Origin of the sequence: Acinetobacter sp. (assembly GCF_039596015.1) — a bacterium.
GTDB lineage: Bacteria > Pseudomonadota > Gammaproteobacteria > Pseudomonadales > Moraxellaceae > Acinetobacter.
In genome coordinates, this window is record NZ_JBCNKN010000003.1 from 122,825 (window position 1) to 141,325 (window position 18,501).

15 protein-coding genes are annotated in these 18,501 nt (G+C 41.0%); 6 read left to right on the forward strand and 9 right to left on the reverse strand.

Going from position 1 to position 18,501, the window contains the following annotated elements; translation table 11 throughout:
- The first annotated feature begins 89 nt into the window (after nucleotides 1-89).
- Together znuD and ABDV70_RS04190 are read left to right on the forward strand one after the other, a co-directional pair.
- The gene (gene znuD / locus ABDV70_RS04185) at nucleotides 90-2,114 is read left to right on the forward strand and encodes a zinc piracy TonB-dependent receptor ZnuD (RefSeq protein WP_343595662.1); all 2,025 of its coding nucleotides are present in this window, start codon (nucleotides 90-92) and stop codon (nucleotides 2,112-2,114) included.
- 106 nt (nucleotides 2,115-2,220) lie between these two features.
- On the forward strand, nucleotides 2,221-3,687 hold the full coding sequence (locus ABDV70_RS04190) for a phospholipase D family protein (protein ID WP_343595663.1): 1,467 nt from the start codon (nucleotides 2,221-2,223) through the stop codon (nucleotides 3,685-3,687).
- Between the two features lie 253 nt (nucleotides 3,688-3,940).
- On the opposite strand, the gene ABDV70_RS04195 is transcribed toward ABDV70_RS04190, so the two are convergent.
- Complete coding sequence (locus ABDV70_RS04195) at nucleotides 3,941-4,387, reverse strand: hypothetical protein (RefSeq protein ID WP_343595665.1); 447 nt, start codon at nucleotides 4,385-4,387, stop codon at nucleotides 3,941-3,943.
- A gap of 283 nt (nucleotides 4,388-4,670) precedes the next feature.
- On the opposite strand from ABDV70_RS04195, the gene ABDV70_RS04200 reads away from it, so the two are divergent.
- The gene (locus ABDV70_RS04200) at nucleotides 4,671-4,982 is read left to right on the forward strand and encodes an RcnB family protein (protein WP_343595667.1); all 312 of its coding nucleotides are present in this window, start codon (nucleotides 4,671-4,673) and stop codon (nucleotides 4,980-4,982) included.
- 42 nt (nucleotides 4,983-5,024) lie between these two features.
- On the opposite strand, the gene ABDV70_RS04205 is transcribed toward ABDV70_RS04200, so the two are convergent.
- The 4 genes from ABDV70_RS04205 to ABDV70_RS04220 form a co-directional block, all read right to left on the reverse strand.
- A complete protein-coding gene (locus ABDV70_RS04205; protein WP_343595669.1) occupies nucleotides 5,025-5,510 on the reverse strand; it encodes a phosphate-starvation-inducible PsiE family protein in 486 nt (161 codons plus the stop codon).
- Nucleotides 5,511-5,661: 151 nt separating this feature from the next.
- Nucleotides 5,662-7,443, reverse strand: coding sequence for an acyl-CoA dehydrogenase C-terminal domain-containing protein (locus tag ABDV70_RS04210; protein ID WP_343595671.1), 1,782 nt, complete (start codon nucleotides 7,441-7,443; stop codon nucleotides 5,662-5,664).
- 170 nt (nucleotides 7,444-7,613) lie between these two features.
- Complete coding sequence (locus ABDV70_RS04215) at nucleotides 7,614-9,416, reverse strand: acyl-CoA dehydrogenase C-terminal domain-containing protein (protein WP_343595673.1); 1,803 nt, start codon at nucleotides 9,414-9,416, stop codon at nucleotides 7,614-7,616.
- A 334-nt stretch (nucleotides 9,417-9,750) separates the two neighbouring features.
- Nucleotides 9,751-10,365: a hypothetical protein gene (locus ABDV70_RS04220; protein WP_343595675.1), complete on the reverse strand. Its 615-nt coding sequence runs from the start codon at nucleotides 10,363-10,365 to the stop codon at nucleotides 9,751-9,753.
- A gap of 136 nt (nucleotides 10,366-10,501) precedes the next feature.
- Between ABDV70_RS04220 and baeS the strand changes: the two genes are divergently transcribed.
- A complete protein-coding gene (baeS, locus tag ABDV70_RS04225; RefSeq protein WP_343595677.1) occupies nucleotides 10,502-12,175 on the forward strand; it encodes a sensor histidine kinase efflux regulator BaeS in 1,674 nt (557 codons plus the stop codon).
- The gene (locus tag ABDV70_RS04230) at nucleotides 12,153-12,842 is read left to right on the forward strand and encodes a response regulator (RefSeq protein WP_343595678.1); all 690 of its coding nucleotides are present in this window, start codon (nucleotides 12,153-12,155) and stop codon (nucleotides 12,840-12,842) included. The genes baeS and ABDV70_RS04230 overlap by 23 nt, the downstream gene beginning before the upstream one ends.
- A 128-nt stretch (nucleotides 12,843-12,970) precedes the next feature.
- Here the strand turns inward: ABDV70_RS04230 and ABDV70_RS04235 are convergent, their stop codons facing one another.
- The 4 genes from ABDV70_RS04235 to ABDV70_RS04250 all read right to left on the reverse strand — a co-directional run bounded on the left by ABDV70_RS04235 (nucleotide 12,971) and on the right by ABDV70_RS04250 (nucleotide 17,241).
- Nucleotides 12,971-14,410 (reverse strand): YdiU family protein, encoded by a 1,440-nt coding sequence (locus tag ABDV70_RS04235; RefSeq protein ID WP_343595679.1) that lies wholly within the window; start codon nucleotides 14,408-14,410, stop codon nucleotides 12,971-12,973.
- Between the two features lie 117 nt (nucleotides 14,411-14,527).
- On the reverse strand, nucleotides 14,528-15,046 hold the full coding sequence (gene msrA / locus ABDV70_RS04240) for a peptide-methionine (S)-S-oxide reductase MsrA (protein WP_343595680.1): 519 nt from the start codon (nucleotides 15,044-15,046) through the stop codon (nucleotides 14,528-14,530).
- 77 nt (nucleotides 15,047-15,123) lie between these two features.
- A complete protein-coding gene (locus tag ABDV70_RS04245; RefSeq protein ID WP_343595681.1) occupies nucleotides 15,124-15,582 on the reverse strand; it encodes an META domain-containing protein in 459 nt (152 codons plus the stop codon).
- Between the two features lie 327 nt (nucleotides 15,583-15,909).
- The gene (locus tag ABDV70_RS04250; RefSeq protein WP_343595682.1) at nucleotides 15,910-17,241 is read right to left on the reverse strand and encodes an MFS transporter; all 1,332 of its coding nucleotides are present in this window, start codon (nucleotides 17,239-17,241) and stop codon (nucleotides 15,910-15,912) included.
- Nucleotides 17,242-17,818: 577 nt separating this feature from the next.
- On the opposite strand from ABDV70_RS04250, the gene ABDV70_RS04255 reads away from it, so the two are divergent.
- The gene (locus tag ABDV70_RS04255; RefSeq protein WP_343595683.1) at nucleotides 17,819-18,373 is read left to right on the forward strand and encodes a cytochrome b; all 555 of its coding nucleotides are present in this window, start codon (nucleotides 17,819-17,821) and stop codon (nucleotides 18,371-18,373) included.
- The last annotated feature ends 128 nt before the right edge of the window (nucleotides 18,374-18,501 follow it).

Consider the following 18,501-nt stretch of genomic DNA (forward strand, 5'->3'; position numbering starts at 1 on the left):
GCAGTATTTAAATAAATTGAAAAAATGACTTGCCTTGGTTTTGATTTGTTATGTTATATTATAACTAATTTGATTGGGGTAGAGATATCATGTCGGGGTATAAACATTGGTGGGCGCTTTCGTTACTCCCACTTTGCATTCAGCAGGTCATGGCAGATCAGGTTGCATCTCCCGCAACGTCTGATTTACCGACCTTAGTGATTCATGCACAAAAACAGAATGGATCACAGCTCAATAGTACGGCAGGCGATCACAAAGTGACGCAGCAGCAGTTACTTGAAGGGGCAACAACGATAGGCAATGCCTTGAATGGTCAGGCTGGTGTTTATACGGCACAGTATACGGGCGGAGTGAGTCGTCCCGTAATGCGTGGGCAAGATGGTGCACGGGTGAAAATCACTCAAAATGGTGGAGATGCACTGGATGTATCATCGGTTTCACCAGACCATGCGGTTACGGTTGATCCAAACTCTGCTCAGGAAATCCAGATTTTAAAAGGCCCTGAAGCATTGTTGTACAGCGCGGGTTCAGTGGGTGGACTGATTAATGTCGTAGATGACAAAATCCCAAGTCAAATGCCAGAAGGCGGTTATACAGGTCGTGCTGGTGTCCGTTATAACTCGGGAAGTGATGAGTTACTTTATTCGGGAAATGCCACCATCGGTTTGGGGGATCAGTTTGCCTTACGTTTAGGTGGTTTGAAGCGTGATGCAAATAACTATATTTTGCCGAAAGATTTACAGCAAAATGACCGTCGTCAGGACAGTACTTTTGCCGACTCGAAAGACTACAATGCGGGTTTATCGTGGATTTATGACCGTGGTTATACTGGTGTTTCATTTAGCCAACGCCATGATAAATATGGGATCCCTGCCGATAACGAACTGTATGGCACGTGTGAACGTGTAGGAAATACGCTTGCCAGTTGTGGTACGGGTGCAAGTGGTGGAGATGACGCACAAGGTTGGATTAACCTGAAAGAAAAGCGTTATGACTTTAAAACTGAGTTGAATGATCCTTTTGCAGGGTTTAATAAACTGTCTGCTCAGGCGAATTATACCGACTATCAACATACAGAAATGGCTGGGGATACACCAGATACCACGTTTAAAAGTAAAGGTGCAGATGCTCGTATTACTTTAGCCAATAACCCTTGGGCTGGTTGGTCAGGGCAGATCGGGACGCAATTTACCCAACAAAAATTGCGTATCGAAGGTGATGAGTCATTGATGAATCCGAACACCACCAAAAAATATAGTTTATTCGCACTTCAACAAAAACAGGTCGATAATCTGAATTTTCAGGTGTCATCCCGTATAGACCATCAGACGATTAATATTGACTCGAACCAGAAAGATTATCGTGGAACGGCATATTCTGTAGCAGGGGCGACCAGTTGGGAGTTTATTCCAGACTATAAATTGTCACTCACTGCATCGCATCAGGAACGCTTGCCTGTGGCTCAAGAGCTATATTCTGATGGTAAACACATGGCGACCAATACCTATGAAGTGGGCGATGACACTTTAAGTAAAGAGAAATCAAACAATCTTGAGTTGGGTTTACACTTTGATAATGATCGTTTGAAATACAATGTCAGTGTGTTCCACAACTGGTTTGATAACTTCATTTATGCCCGTACTTTGGATCAGTTTGATGACTTCCGTTTAATCCAATATAGCCAAGTCAAAGCTCGTTTTTATGGTGTAGATGGTGATGTGAGCTATCAATTCACACCTGTTTGGAAAGCAGGTTTGTTTGGTGACTATGTGCGTGGAAAACTGGATAACGCAGGCAATGCACCTCGTATTCCGGGTGGGCGTTTAGGTACACGGATCAATGCCGATTTTGGTGATGGTTATAGTGCAGATGCAGAGTATTATCATGTGTTTAATCAAGATGATATTGCCAATTATGAAACTGACACCAAAGGCTATAACATGTTGAATTTGGGCTTGGCCTATAGTGGTAAAGTGAATAGCAAAACAGGCTATCGACTTTATGCAAAAGCCAACAATGTGTTAGATGCTAAAATTTATCAACATGAATCATTCTTGGCGAATGTGCCACAGGTTGGACGTAACTTTACTGTTGGGGTCGATTTTAATTTTTAAATTTTCTCTCCTTTCGTGTCGGGTATCATGCTTCCCATCACTAAATTACTCTTGAAAAACTTGAAGAGAAAACCTAGCCTGAGTGTATTGGACTAGGTTTTTTTTTATGCGTATATTTCAGCGATTACATCAAAAATTAAATTGGTCAAAGCGCCGCTATTTAGGGTTGGTGATTGGTGCATTGGTGGTGGGTTATGTGTCATCTGCAATTTATCAGACTCTAAAACCGTTACCGCAAGGACTCGATTTTACAGGCAAACTGCGCCCGACACAGGTGCAGTTTATTGCAGATCAGACGTATCTGGATGCTCTGGGGAAACAACAGCAGGATCATCATATTTTTGATGAAATGTTGTCTTTGATTCAGCAAGCTCAGCATACCATTGTGCTCGATATGTTTTTGTTTAATGCCGAAGTGGGTGATTCTAAACAAAGCCATCGTGCATTGATGCAGGAATTGACCCAAGCATTGATTCAAAAACGAAGCCAAAACCCGAGTATTGATATTCAGTTGGTCACTGATCCGATTAACTCGGTTTATGGCGGAATTGCCCCAGAACAATATCGCCAGTTGCGTCAGGCAGGGGTGAGTGTCATTGAAACCAATTTAGTACCGTTACGTGCCTCTAATCCTGCATGGTCTGGTTTTTGGTATTTATGCTGTCAGGATATTGGCAATAATCCTGAAAAAGGCTGGTTGTATAATCCTTTTGGGAAAGAAAAAATTACCTTACGTAGTTATTTTTCTTTGTTTAATTTTAAGGCAAATCATCGTAAAACCCTTGTGGTGGACACGGTTGATGGCTGGAAAGGTTTGGTGACTTCAGCAAACCCGCACGATGGCAGTTCACGACATGACAATGTGGCGCTACTGGTTTCGGGGCAAACCGCAGTGGATGTGTTAAACAGTGAACAGCCTGTGGCATTAATGTCAAAAGCAGATGAGTTTCCAGCAGTGATTTTAGGTGCTGAACCAGACAACAAACAGTTACCACAGGCACAAGTACTCACAGAAAAAGCCATTTATCGCACAGCATTAAATATCATTGATCAGGCACAATCGCAGGATCGGTTAGACCTTGCTATGTTTTATTTGTCTGAGCGACAGATTATTGAATCGCTTAAACAGGCAAAAAAACGTGGGGTTAGCATTCGGTTATTACTTGATCCGAACAAAGATGCATTTGGTCGCCAAAAAAATGGCATTCCTAACCGTCAAGTTGCATCAGAGTTACACGATGCAGGTGTTGATATTCGCTGGTGTGATACGCATGGCGAGCAATGTCATAGTAAAATGTTGTTGAAACAAGGCAAAAGCAATAGCGAACTTTTGGTTGGCTCGGCTAACTTTACTGCTCGAAACTTGAAAAACTATAATTTAGAAACGGATATCCATGTGGTCGGTGCACCATCGCAACAGGTATTTGCAGATGCATCTGCTTATTTCAATACTGCTTGGTCAAACCAAAATGGTCGGCAAATGAGTGTGGATTATGCAAAATATGCAGATGATTCAAAACTCAAATATGCTTTGTATCGTTTTATGGAATGGTCAGGGTTGTCGACTTTCTAACTCTAGCTTTATATAAATTCTGAGGCTATAGCGTTACGACGGAGTTTTACCTAGTTTGCTTCTAAACTTGGAGCTTATCCCTTATCGTGATTTTGTATAAAACTGGCAAGGTGGTTGGCGACATGGATGTTGCCGTTTCACTGTGTGGCAAGGAAGCCACATCAGTGGAACTGACCTCTCAAAAGTGAGGCATTAGCCTATACAAAAGAAATTAGAACATCACTGTAAGTAAAGGCTGTACTATAAGTTCTATTTAAGACGCTGGCGGAATTAATTGATCCAGTGCTTTGTCATCTAATTTTTCCAATTCACTCAAATCAGTTTTAATCTTCCATTGAGACTCGTCATCTACAGGGGTAGGCAAACGCCCTTCAAGCCAGTCACAGACGACATCTGGCGAAAAGTCAGGATGGTTACATTGAATCACCCAAGCCAAAAAGTCTTTAGCTTCTCCATTCATATATGGCGGTGGAGAAACAGGCAAAAACTGTGTCGGCAGGCGTTCATTGGTCGAAATATAATTGAGCACATGTCCAAGTTCCTGCACCGTTTGCCATGCAAGAGGATGTTCGATGTTGATATGAAATTTAAACCACCACGCATGTTCACCATCTGTACCATGTGCCACGATACGTTGTTCCTGAACACTTGGTACTTTGCTAAAAAACTGATAAAGCCGTTCAAAATTTAATTCAGACACAGCAATCGACCTCAGCATGAAAATGTTGATTTTAGCATAGGGAAGGGGTGTTGATGTTTCATTTCTAAAGGGTGTTATACGCTCAATATGAAGAGGTTAAAGTATTGTAAGGTAAGTAATTAAAGTGAATAAATGTTTACCTTTTGTTCAACTTCTCCTGATACAAATTCTTCATATTCCCTTTATAGTCATTACAAACTTTAGCAATGATGTCGATTTTATTCATGGTTTATCCTGAACTGTCGCTTAATCTAGTTCCAGATCCCGATAAAAGGAATACCATATGAAAAAGCCTCTTATTTTTGCACTTTCAGGTCTTATGTTAGGTATGTCAGCGACAGCTATGGCTGATGACCATTGGAGACATGATCATGATGCACCACGTTGGTCGAATTCTGACCGTGGTCATCACGGTGAATATGTAGTATTTAAACGTGGCGATCGTATTCCTGTCGAATACCGCAGTAGCCGCTACTATGTGTCAGACTGGCGTGCGCACCGTTTGTATGAACCACCGCGCGATAGCCGCTGGATGTTTGTGAATAACCACTATGTATTGGTGTCCCGAGATCATTTCGTCCGTTATGTTCGATAAAGACACAAAAGCAGGCTTCAAGCCTGCTTTTTTTAGCATGTTTTAAGCCAGTTCATCATCCTGAGGCTGTAATTTTCTACTCGGTGCTTCATTTTTTTCTTTAATGGCAGACGGGTAATGCCATGAAGAATAACGCACGATAAAAATTGCCAAAGACAAAATAAGAATCGAACCTGTGACAATGATCAAATCAAGTGATGCTTTATGGTCATGCTGAATAACGGAAATGAGCAGGCGAGTGAGCGCCGTGATGGCGACATAAATGAGGAAGCGAACGGGCATGTGATTGGTTTTGAAATAAATCCCCACCATTGCACCAAGTTCTAAGTAAATGAAAAGTAATAAAATATCGTCAATGCTGGCGTACTTTTTTTCGGTAAAAATATCGAATGTCGTGTGTACGGCAGACCATGCAATCATACAGCCGATAATAAACAGTGCAAGGTAATGAAAACTTTCAACTGCAAGGTTTCCAATACGGTCTAAAGTTTGCTGTAGCTTTTCAGTTTTATCTTTATAATCAGACATCTGGCTGGCTCTCATGATGCTGTAGGTATAGAGATATCATCATGCCGATGCATTATGTCAAAGTAAAGTGATCTGAATGAATAAATCATGAAAAGCAAACAGACCCAGCGGTAATGAGCCGAGTCTGTTTGGTTTTAAGTGTTCAATGTGTCTAGTTTTGTTGGGTAAAGTATTCGGCACTAAATTGCATGATTGTGTCTGACCCTGCACGAATACGTGTAAAACGTGTGTTTAAGTCAGGTAAGATTTTTTCACAATAGTATTGAGCCAAAAGCAATTTATTTTGATAGAAATCGCCAGCTTGGTTTTGTGCTGCTTTGGCAATTCGCGTAAACATATAAGCAAAGCTCAATAAACCAATCGCATGTAAATAATCGACTGCTACACCGTTTGAAAAATCTGGATTTTCTTGTGCTTGCTCTAAAATAAATTGGGTAATCGCTTCGACTTCGGTACATGCGTCTAGGGTACAGTCTTTGATATATTCTAGTTCAATATCAAGGTCTTGCACAAAGTTACAGATTTCTGCCGTATATTCGTATAAGGATATGCCTTTATCTTTAATGACTTTGCGTCCAATCAGGTCTTGCGATTGAACGCCGTTTGTTCCTTCATAGATTTGGGCAATGCGTAAATCACGTACACATTGTTCCATACCCCATTCGGCAATATAACCATGTCCGCCAAAACACATTTGCGCATCAATAACGGCATTAAATGCGGTATCGGTTAAAAATGCTTTGGCAACGGGGGTTAGCAAGGCAACACGATGGTTGGCTTTTTTGACTAACTCTGGGTCATCTACAAATTTAGTGATGTCAAGCTGCTGACCAACATACACGGCAAAAGCCCGAGAGGCTTCATTGTTGGCACGGGCATTGAGTAACATGCGACGTACATCACCATGTACTAAAATGCTGTCCGCTGCTTTGTCAGGTTGTTGTGCACCTGTTGCACTGCGTCCTTGTAGGCGGTCAGTGGCGTATTGGGCTGCATTTTGATAGGCAAATTCAGAAGCGCCGAGTCCTTGAATACCCATCGATAAACGCTCGTAGTTCATCATCACAAACATGGCAGCCAAGCCTTCATTTTCTTTGCCCACCAGAAAACCTTTTGCTGCATCGAAGTTTAAGACACAGGTTGCAGAGGCTTTAATGCCCATTTTATGTTCGATGGAACCTGCACTGACTGCATTGCGTTCGCCCAACGAACCATCTTCATTGACCAGATATTTGGGAACAATAAACAATGAAATACCACGTGAACCCGCAGGGGCGTTTGGGGTTTTTGCTAGTACAAGGTGGATGATGTTTTGTGATAAATCGTGTTCACCGCCCGTAATAAAAATTTTGGTGCCTGTGATTTTGTAGCTATCATCTGCATTGGGTTCGGCTTTGGTTTTAATAATGCCGAGGTCTGTTCCTGCATGTGGTTCAGTCAGGCACATGGTACCTGTCCATTCACCAGAATAGATTTTAGGTAAATAGGTTTGTTTTTGCTGTTCCGAAGCGTAGCTGTTCAGCGCCATGCCTGCGCCAACAGAAAGTAACGGGTAAAGCATAAATGCGGGGCTTGTTGCAAAAATCATTTCATCGGCAAGTACGGTGAGCATTTTTGGCATACTTTGCCCACCCCAACGCTCATCTGCACCTAGACCAATCCAGCCACCTTCGGCATATTGCAAAAAAGCATCTTTATAACCCTTCGGTGTGGTGACTTCACCATTTGCATAATGTGCGCCTTCTTCATCGCCTGAACGGTTAATTGGTAGCGTGACATTTTTTGCAAATTTTGCCATTTCCTCCAAAATTGCCTCTGCCGTGGCAGCATCAATATGTTGCAGTTTTTGATGGCTTTGCCAAAATTTTTCTGCATTGAACACATCATTTAAGATAAAGCGCATGTCTGCGAGAGGGGCATTATAGATTGGCATGGAAGTTCACCTTTTTTATCTATTCCGTGAGTATTATTTAATTTTGTTTTTACTTTAGCACTGAGGATTTATTTATATCTTAAAACATGTTTGTTTCAAGGTTTCAAGATATTTCATAACCTCAAGACCCTGCTAAAGCCAATCATCTTGAGGTTAATTGTAACATTGGATTAGAATGCGAAATCTGCTGCATCTAACTGCATCAGTGGCTCTAAACCGCCCGCAATAATGTCAACATGGGCACGTGTTCTAGGTAAGATTTTCTTAAAGTAGAACTCGGCTGTTTTGAGTTTTGCCTGATAAAACGCGGTTTCAGTTGTGCCTTCAGCCAATTTTTGTTGCGCCACAGCCGCCATGCGTGCCCATAAATACGCCAAAGTGACATAACCCGAATAGAATAGGTAATCCACCGCAGCAGCACCAACTTCATCAGGGTTTTGCTGTGCACGTTCTGCAATTTGGGTGGTTAATTCTCCCCATTCTTTGAGGTGCTGACCCAATTGTGAGGTGTAGTCTTTGAGTTCTGGATGATTGGCGTTTTCCTGAATAAATCCAGTCATAATTTTGCTAAATGCTTTGAGCATTTCACCTTTACTTTGCAGGACTTTACGACCTAATAAATCTAACGCCTGAATTTCGGTTGTGCCTTCATATAAACATGCAATACGGGTGTCACGTACAATTTGTTCCATGCCATGTTCAGAAATAAAGCCATGCCCACCAAACACTTGCACACCTTTATTTGCTGCTTCATAACCTGTTTCAGTCAAGAATGCTTTGGCAATTGGGGTAAGCAATGACAAAATATTGTCGGCATCTTGTTGCTGTTGTTCGGTTGCGCCACGTTCCACAATATCGGCATAAAATGAAAGCAGATACACTAATGCACGACCACCTTCAGCAAAGGCTTTTTGAGTGAGTAACATGTTGCGTACAGCAGGGTGAACAATAATTGGGTCGGCTTCTTTTTCTGGTGCTTTTGCGCCAGAAAGTGAACGCATTGCAAGGCGTTCTTTGGCATAGGTCAATGCCCCCTGAAAAGAGGATTCCGATGCAGACAGTCCTTGTACGGCTGTACCGATACGTGCGGTGTTCATGAAGGTGAACATGCAGTTGAGTCCACGGTTTTCAGGGCCAATGAGGAAACCTTTTGCCTGATCAAAATTCAAGACACAAGTGGCATTACCATGAATCCCCATTTTGTGTTCAATCGAACCACATTGAATGCGGTTACGTTCGCCTAGACTACCATCATCATTGACAAGGAATTTTGGCACAATAAATAGCGAAATGCCTTTTGTCCCTTTAGGTGCATTTGGCAAACGTGCCAAAACGATATGAACAATGTTTTCAGCCATATCATGTTCGCCTGCCGAGATAAAAATTTTCTCGCCAGAAATGGCAAAGCTACCGTCTGCATTGGGTTCAGCCTTACTGCGGATGATGCCCAAATCTGAACCTGCCTGTGATTCAGTCAGGCACATGGTACCTGTCCATTCACCTGAAACCAGCTTTGGCAAATAAGCATTCTTTTGTTGGTCAGAGCCATGATGTTCGATGGTTCTGACGGCACCATGTGATAAGCCTGGATACATGCCCCAAGCCCAGTTTGAACTACCGACCATTTCAGAAATCACGGTTGCCAACGAATTCGGTAGGGCTTGCCCGCCGTATTGTTCTTCGGCAGCGAGTGAAGGAAAGCCCAGTTCGATATATTTTTGATAGGCTTCTTTAAAACCTGTTGGGGTGGTCACAACGCCATTGTCCCATTTACAGCCTTCACGGTCACCGACTGCATTTAACGGTGATAATTCATGTTCACAAAAGTCTGCAGCAGCATCTAGGTATTGATCTATGAGTTCACGACTTACGGTATCCTGAAAAGCAGGCAGTTGAGCATAGTGTTGCTCTGCATTTAATAATTCATGTAATACAAACTGCATATCGCGTAAGGGTGCTTTATATTGTGGCATGTTTGCTTCCTCTTGCTCTGGTTTTTTGTCCAGTTTTAAATGTCCTAAATATTGGCAAAACGTGTGTTTGATAACACATCAGTTATAATTACATCGTGCTACAAGAACGTGTCAGGGACAAGAGCCTAGTCGTTGTTTCTGTGTGACTGTAAAGTCAAAAAATATTGGGAATAATGCTATAACTTATGAATATTTATTCAGATTTTGTGCTTTGTTTTCGGTATTTTAGTCAACCAGGCTATGCATGGTCGAATGACCAATGCTGCTTAAAATAAAAAACCACTTTTCTTGTTGGGGAAAAGTGGTTTTTTATGTTTAGAACACAAATATGGTGTTAAGCGGCTGCTGTAGAAACCGCAGGTGCATTTTTTGGTGCTTCATGTTTAAAGAAATGTTTGTGGTGGTGGTCTGGACGGAATTTAACTTCACAGGTACCAAACACAGTTTTGTCTTTAAAGGTCACTTTTAATGCCTGACCAGCAGTGCGTCCATCACATACGTGTTGGAAGACTTTAAAGTCACCACGGTGTTTGTGATGTCTCATCATGGCTTGATCTTTAGGTGGCATCGGTGGTTGATCACCAGTTACATTTGGTGCAGGCATTGGTGGCTGATCACCAGTTGCATTTGGTGCAGGCATTGGTGCATTTTGAGGGGCCATTTGACCTGCTGGAGGTGTTGGTCGGAAACCTAATTCACATTGACCTGTAATCGTTTTGCCATTATTAAATGTTACTTGGGCACTGTCTCCAACTGATTTTCCATTACATGCTTGTTTTATTTGTTCGAAATTTGCACGGCGTTGTTCTTTTTCCTGATCAGTGAGTGGATGATGGTGCGAACCTCGTGTTGGTTGGTCTGGGCGGTTTGCAGTAGATTGGCAGGCTGTTAAAGCACCCATACTTAGCAATGCTGCTGTAGCGATTGTAATTTTGCTTAAAGTATTCATATTTTTTCCTTTATGCTCAAGTCGAGGGGAGGCAAGTGAGTTAACTTTAACCAACCAACATGGAGGAACAATGGAGAGTTTTTTATGTACATGTTGATTACAATAGGGATGAAAATCCATTGACCGAGATTTTATTTTGAAACATTATCGATTCCCAATCGCCTTACGTCTGTTTTTCACAGTGTTATTTACCAGCGTTGTGATTATTACAATTAGTCTGGGGGTTTTTCAGTGGACGATGAAAGCAAATTTCTCGAAATATGTCGCTGATGTTGAAATGCAAAAGCTAGATCATTTGGTTGAAAATCTGGCTGGGGTATATAGCATTTATCATGACTGGGGGAATGCTATTCAGGCACAGATTCTGCAAATAGAAGGGACGCCTGCGCCCAATGACTTCGATCATCTATCTCATATTTGGTTGCGTCGACAATATGACATTGCCTTGCAGCAGCGCTATTTAAAAGACAATACCATGTTAAATGTATCGACAGGGATTGAGCAGCATAGTACTTTAAAAAAACAAGTACCTACGAGCCAAGAAATTCACTTGGTTCAGCAAAATTTGCCTTCAGAATATCAACCGTTTGAGGGGCTTTCTTTTCCTTTAAGACATGATCTGTGGGAAGGTGCTGCACGTAAAAAAATGGAAAAATCGGATAAGGATACGGCACATAAAAAACAATTTATTCCGATGCAAGACAAGTTGGGGTTAAGTGATCGATTATCACTTTATGATGCCAAAAAACGCTTTATTGTCGGAGTACCCTCTACAGGAGTCGTTTCGCTTCGTCCGATTATCGTCAACTCACATATTGTAGGGTATTTAGGATTAAAACCTGTAGTTGATGAAGATGATATTTTAAGTATTAATTTCTTTAGTAGTCAGCAAAGAGCACTGATTTTAATTTATGCTGTAACGGTGCTTGCGAGCCTGATTTTAGCTTTATTATTGGCGCATTATTTTAGAAAACCGATTCATCGTTTATTACAGGCAAGTATTGAATTAACACAGGGAAATTATGAATATCAAATTCAGGAAAAACGTAACGATGAGTTAGGGGATTTGGCGCAGCAGATTAATCAGTTGGCGAAGATTTTACATCAGCATGAGCAGTCACATCGTCAATGGGTGGCAGATACATCGCATGAATTAAAAACGCCTTTAGCAGTGTTGCAAGCCCAAATTGAAGCGATGCAAGATGGGATTCGTAAGGCATGCCCTGAGCATTTAGCGGCAATGATGAGACAGATCAGTTGCCTGAAAAAACTGACACAGGATTTGGCTGATTTGGCGCAGGTTGAAGCACAACAACTCAGTTGCTACTTTGTAGAAAGCGACCCGTGGCAAGTGGTGATTCAGGAAGTAGAAAATTTTAATATGAAGTTTGAGCAGGCTCAACTGACAGTAACCTTAGAAGGTGAAGGAATACCTCTGTTCATTGATATTGACCGCTTTAAACAGATTATGGTGAATTTACTGGGAAATAGTATTCGCTATACGCAGTCAGGTGGACAAATCCATATTCATACCTTACAGGATGAAAAGACTTGGACAGTGTATGTAGATGATAGTCCTTTAGGGTTAAGCGATGAGCAGTTAAAACATCTGGGCGAGCGTTTTTATCGTGTGGATGATTCTAGGACACGAAGCACGGGCGGCACGGGATTAGGACTGGCACTTTCTGTCAATATTGCAAAAATTTTAGGTGGAGAATTAACTTTTGATCACTCTCCATTGGGTGGTTTACGCTGCCAATTAACTTTTCCAAAAACGGTTGAGAAACATGAAACAAATTATTTTAGTTGAAGATGAGGTTGAGCTTGCGGGCTTGGTAAAAGATTATCTGGAAGCTGCGGGTTATGAAGTAAGTGTATTTCATGATGGTCAGGAAGCCTATAACAGCTTCTTGCAACATAAACCGAGTCTGATGATTTTAGATTTAATGGTGCCACGTATGGATGGTTTAACCATTTGTCGAAAAGTACGGGAACAGTCAAATCTACCGATCATTATGGTGACTGCACGAACAGAAGAAATTGACCGTGTGCTCGGGCTGAACATGGGGGCAGATGATTATGTGTGTAAACCGTTTAGTCCGAAAGAACTGGTTGCTCGTGTACAAGCCGTATTACGCCGTTTAGAACGTAAAGCAGAAGCGACTGAGGAAACTGGCGCATTTCGTATTGATAAATCACAACAACGAATTTGGTATAAACAAAAAGCGCTCAACCTAACGCCTACAGAGTTCCGCTTAATGGAATTATTTTTAGAGCATTTAGGGCAAGTGTATTCTAGAACGCAGTTGTTAGACCACATCAACCCAGACAGTTTCGATGTTGCTGACCGCGTGATTGATAGTCATATTAAAAATTTACGTCGCAAAATTATGGATGTCATTGAAACTGACTCACATCACGAATGGATTCAGGCGGTGTATGGGGTGGGGTATCGTTTTGAGTATCCAGACGAATAACATCAAGCACATGGATGTTTCAGGGCAAGATGATTTTGCCCTGAACAAAAGAATGTATACGTTGACAACCCTCTATGCTATGTAAGTTCGACACATTCTAGATTGATGAGCATAAAGATAATGGCTAACTATGATGAACAACTGACTGCAACTTCAGGGACATCACTTGGTAGCGGTGCTAAATCTTCAGGTCGTTCTAACACATGTTGTTCAAATGGCGTTGCCAGAATTTGAAATAACCGATCTACTTCTGAAAAATCATCTTGTTCTGCCGCTTCAATCGCACGTTGCGCCATGTGGTTACGCAAAATATAACGTGGGTTATGGTGTTGCATAAGTTGCTGTAGTGCTTCAAGGTCTTGATGTTCACGAATATTGTGATAGTGCTGTAAGAACTGGTCAAACTGGCGCACATCTAGACAATCATCACGAATGAGTTGATATTGTTGTTGCTGTAAGCGAATAAAACTTTGGGTATAGTCGAGCTGTTCACTTTGTAAAATGTGTAGAAACTGCATCGCACAATCAAAACTGTCTTTATGAAAATCGGGTAGCCCCATTTTATATGCTAGACCTTGTTGATAATGTTTCAGGAAGGTCGGCTCATATTGTTCTAAAGCAGTTGCTAATGCTTCTTTAAAGTTTTCTTTGTCATCAGGCTGGGCAAGCGGAATCAGGTTATTTAGCCACATCCACAAGTTCCAGTGTCCAATACTGGGTTGGTTTTGGTAGGTATAACGTCCCTGATGGTCGGAATGGTTGTTGATCCAGTTTGGACGGAAACGCTCCATAAATCCAAATGGGCCAAAGTCGAGGGTCGATCCTGTAATATTCAAATTATCGGTATTCATCACACCATGTGCAAAACCGACCAGTTGCCAGTTGGCAATCATGATTGCGGTGCGTTCAATAACTTTTTCTGCAAATGCTAAAATTGGATTTTGTTGTTCAAGGCATTCTGGATAATGCCATTCGATACATTTTTGCGTAAATTCAGCGAGTAACTCAGGCGCGTATTGATTGATCCATTCAAAATTCCCTAAACGGATATGGCTATCAGCAGTGCGTAAGAGCATTGCACCAGATTCAGCTTTTTCACGCTGCACGGTCTGTGTTGAACTGGTAAAACCAACAGCATTGCTTGATGCAATTCCGAGTCCGTTGAGCGCATGACCTGCCAGATATTCCCGAATGACCGAACGAAGCACGGCTCGACCATCGCCCATCCGTGAATACGGAGTTTTGCCTGCACCTTTTAAATGCAAGTCGATGGTTTGTCCATCTTTGTTGAGGACTTGAGCAATCAGTAAACCACGACCATCACCGAGTTGTCCTGCCCAGTGGCCAAATTGATGACCTGCATAGACCATTGCAAGTGGAGAAAACCCGTCTAATGTGTGTTGCCCGCTACAGATTGCAATCCAGTCCTTTTTTTCCTGTTCTGTCCATTGCAGTTCATCTGCCAAAGCAGCATTAAAATGCCCAGCCTTTGCACCTTGCAACGGATTAGGTAATTGCTGGTGATAAAGTTTGGGATTTAAAAGCGGATAACGGGCATTTAGGATCATAGCGTTCAGTACAGGGGAAATAGAGTTTTACTATAACAAAGTTGTTTGTGCTGCGAAGATCAAGATAACAACGATGTGGTAAAAAAAATCAGCTACCGAGGTAACTGATTTTTTGACTTACTTCATCAAGTCTTGGAACTTACTGCGAAGTTTGATCAATTTAGGTGGAATGGAAAAATTACAGAAGCCTTGTGTTGGATTCTTTTCATAGTAATTTTGATGATATTCCTCGGCAGGGAAGAATGTTGGAACAGATGTTAATTCTGTCACAATATTCAGATCTTCAGCTTTAAGTTCATCAATAAATGCCTGAGCTTGCTGTTTTTGATCTTCATCATAGTAATAAATGACAGAACGATATTGTGTTCCAATATCATTGCCTTGACGGTTTAACGTAGTTGGATCATGCGTTGCAAAAAACACACCGAGCAAATCGTTATAGCTGATCTGGTTTTCATCATATTCAATATGGACTACTTCAGCATGTTGAGTGTCGCCTTTGCAGACCTCTTCATAATTTGGGTTTTGTGTGATTCCACCAGCGTAACCGCTTGTTACTTTTGTTACGCCACGAAGCTCTAAAAATACGGCTTCGACACACCAAAAGCAGCCACCGCCAAAAAGTGCTTGTTGCATATAGATATCCTTAGGTTAAAGCATGATGAGTAAATACAGCTTTTATTTCATGCTGTATCCTCAAAAGGAGGATTTGGTTAGTTATCTTGGTGGCGATGAGAATGTAATTCAACCACAACCTGATTATTTCGATCTAATAATTGTAAAATACGATGACGTTCGACGCGGAAATGGTCAACATTTCTCATGGCAAGGTGAAATTGATCACTGAGTTGTTGATTTCCTATACATGCCATTCGTGTTGAGGCAAGTGGGCTGATCTGGATTCGATGCCCCTGAATTTGATAATGACCAAAAATACGGTTACAACCATCTGTTCCAAATACACGGTGAGTGTTCGAATCAAAAGTGAGCTGTGGTGTAGTTCGATTTGCAATGATGGGTTGACCATTGAGCTTGGTCACTTGCCATGTTTGTTGTTGAAGTTGTTGCTGTTGTGCAATGGCATCTGCCGAATTATTGGGTGTTAAATTAATACAAGCTGTGAGTAGCGTCACGCTACTTCCGACAATTAAGGCTGCTAAAAACTGTCTCATCTTGATTATCCTTAAAAATATACTGACGAGAACTATAAAAGCACATGCTTATAAAGATTTTCTGAGAGGACTGTATGGCAAACAGGAGAGATTTGTGAGAATTTGCAACAAATTGGTGCGATGCGAATGATCTGCTTTGGCTTGTTGATTGGTGTGAAGATCTACATAATTTTTTTAATTTTTAATTTTTAATTTTTAATTTTTAATTTTTAATTTTTAATTGATTCACTCTTTGGCTCTACAAAATCGGTCACTATTTTTAAGTCGATGATACAAAGACCCATGAGTTGAGCCTTTGTATATCTGTTTCAGGAGGGCTTTAAACTATTATTTTTCCAGTTCTAGAGAAAGAACTGATTCATTCGTAGCATCTTCACTCTTGGTTTCACGAATACAGACAAAAGCCAGTAAAGACAGGAGTGCCGCACCACATAAATAATAGCCGACAGCACCAATTCCATAGTTCTGTGCAAGTTTGGTTGCAATTAAAGGTGCAAAAGATGCGCCTAAGATACTGGCTAAATTATATGCCAAGGCTGACCCTGTGTAGCGTACCGAAATTGGGAAAATTTCCGATAGAATTGTGCCGATTGGCCCATAGGTTAAGCCCATGATGCTCAGACCAAGACATAAAAAGATCAGTACAGAAAGCGCATTATTTGCCACAAAAAACACAGAAAAGAAAAGACCAAAAATAATGGTAATGATACAAATACCAATAGAGGTGTTTTTTCGACCAAATTTCTCAGCTAACTGTGCTGAAACTGGAATACAAATGGCAAAACATAAGGTTGCAACCAATTGTAGTTTCAAGAAAGTATCTCGTGTATAACCCAGTGCAGTGGTTCCCCAATTAAGAGAAAATACGGTCATTAAATAAAACAGCACTAAGGTACAGACGGTTGCCAAGGTGCCAATCACTAACTTGGGTATGTGGTGAGAAATCACTTCTTTAAAAGGGGCTTTGGCAGCTTTTTGTTTATCAAGCACTTTTTGAAATGCTGGGGTTTCATGTAGTTTTAAACGAATATATAAGCCCAAAAGCACGAGCAATGCACTCGTAATAAACGGAATACGCCATCCCCATGCCAAGAAATCGTCATTTGACATCAACGCGCCCAACAACAAAAAAGAACCTGCCGCAAAAATAAAGCCAATCGGTGCGCCTAATTGTGGGAACATGCCGTACCAAGCACGTTTACCTTCGGGTGCATTTTCTGTTGCCAGCAATACTGCGCCGCTCCATTCTCCACTGAGTCCTAAACCTTGTCCCAAACGACATAGCGCCAACAATATCGGTGCGAAAACCCCGATTTGTGCATAACTCGGTAACAGACCAATACTGACTGTCGAAACGCCCATTAATAATAATGCAGCCACCAGTGTTGCTTTACGACCAATTCGATCTCCTAAATGCCCAAAAATTGCTGCACCAATCGGACGGGCAATAAATGCGATTGCAAATGTCGCTAACGATTGCAGTAATGCAGCGCTGCCACTACTTTCTGGGAAAAATAAATGCGGGAAGACCAGTACCGCAGCCGTAGCATAAATATAGAAATCAAAAAATTCGATTGTTGTACCAATCAAGCTTGCTAACAAGACACGGGTCTTGGAGTTTACCTGAGGCGAAGAAATCGCGTGTGCAGTATATTCCATGAGAAACCATCATATTTTAGAGAGCAAGACAACGACATATTGAAAATAAAATCTTCAATTTTATTGGCTTGTCTTTATCTCTCATTATTCGTTTGGAAAATCATTTAGGCTGTTGATGTCAAATGCCCAAAGCATGTTTTAGATGTTGTGTAAATTTTATTGCTGCCGTTCAGCACAGACCCAGTTTGCAATATGATTGGTGATGAATGATGATTTTTATCAAAATCAATATTTTTCACCATAATGCAGATACTTGGCTACATTGTGATTGAACACGTTGATTTCTAAAACATGATGACTATGTGGTTATTTATACCTGAATAGATACATGAATAAAAATGATTCTTTCTAATTAGAAAGTGAATAGAATTCATGATAGTAAGAGTGATCAGAAATGAAGCACTTTAGAGCGGTGAAAAAAGATGATGGATAAATTACTTTAAATAAAATTTTGAGCACATACGGTTTCTTTTATAAGGCCCAATTATCAAGTATGCTGAAGGTGAAATTGATTTCACTCCACATCACTTCAAGTCTATTTTTATTGTCGATTCCATTTTAATTAGGGAAATCTTATATGGCTAATAATCGTCATTATTACACAAGAACTGCGCAGCTTTTACACTGGATCATGGCGATTATTTTTATTGCAGCATGGCTGATTGGTTTCTATAGTGGAAATTTTTTAACCTTTGAAAATAATGAAGCTTTAAAAAGTGATGCAATTGATTTACATAAAAATATTGCAACAACAATTATCTTTTTAATCGTGATTCGTATTTTCTGGCGTTATACCCATCCTGCACCACAACTGCCTGACAGTATGTCTCCAGCCATGAAAAAATTTGCACATTTAGGGCATTTGGCGCTGTATTTGATTTTAGTGGCATTGCCAATTAGTGGGTGTTTATATAGCTGGAGTGCAGGGCATCCCGCGCCTGTATTGTATTTATTTGAGATTCCAAGACTTGTAAATCCAGATCCAGCATTAATGGCGATTACTCATCCAGTGCATGTTTATCTATCTTGGTTTGCAGGGTTAGTTGTCATGGGACATCTTCTGGCTGCATTGAAACATCATTTTATTGATAAAGATCGTGTACTTGAAAGTATGACGAAACAACCGAAATAATTTGATCTGTCATGATATAAATTTCTGTTTAGATTTAACCATTAAAAGGCAAACGCCCAATGAAATTCATTGGGCATTTTTTGAAATCAGTATCCGCCTAGTTCAGTGAAAAACTGATGAAATGGGCT

Coding starts and splice junctions, on each gene's coding strand:
- ABDV70_RS04230 (WP_343595678.1), top strand. CDS start 12,153: ATGAAACAAATTATTTTAGTTGAAGATGAGGTTGAGCTTGCGGGCTTG.
- ABDV70_RS04190 (WP_343595663.1), top strand. CDS start 2,221: ATGCGTATATTTCAGCGATTACATCAAAAATTAAATTGGTCAAAGCGC.
- ABDV70_RS04200 (WP_343595667.1), top strand. CDS start 4,671: ATGAAAAAGCCTCTTATTTTTGCACTTTCAGGTCTTATGTTAGGTATG.
- ABDV70_RS04215 (WP_343595673.1), bottom strand. CDS start 9,416: ATGCCACAATATAAAGCACCCTTACGCGATATGCAGTTTGTATTACAT.
- msrA (WP_343595680.1), bottom strand. CDS start 15,046: ATGCAACAAGCACTTTTTGGCGGTGGCTGCTTTTGGTGTGTCGAAGCC.
- ABDV70_RS04205 (WP_343595669.1), bottom strand. CDS start 5,510: ATGTCTGATTATAAAGATAAAACTGAAAAGCTACAGCAAACTTTAGAC.
- ABDV70_RS04250 (WP_343595682.1), bottom strand. CDS start 17,241: ATGGAATATACTGCACACGCGATTTCTTCGCCTCAGGTAAACTCCAAG.
- ABDV70_RS04210 (WP_343595671.1), bottom strand. CDS start 7,443: ATGCCAATCTATAATGCCCCTCTCGCAGACATGCGCTTTATCTTAAAT.
- ABDV70_RS04235 (WP_343595679.1), bottom strand. CDS start 14,410: ATGATCCTAAATGCCCGTTATCCGCTTTTAAATCCCAAACTTTATCAC.
- ABDV70_RS04255 (WP_343595683.1), top strand. CDS start 17,819: ATGGCTAATAATCGTCATTATTACACAAGAACTGCGCAGCTTTTACAC.
- ABDV70_RS04245 (WP_343595681.1), bottom strand. CDS start 15,582: ATGAGACAGTTTTTAGCAGCCTTAATTGTCGGAAGTAGCGTGACGCTA.
- znuD (WP_343595662.1), top strand. CDS start 90: ATGTCGGGGTATAAACATTGGTGGGCGCTTTCGTTACTCCCACTTTGC.
- ABDV70_RS04220 (WP_343595675.1), bottom strand. CDS start 10,365: ATGAATACTTTAAGCAAAATTACAATCGCTACAGCAGCATTGCTAAGT.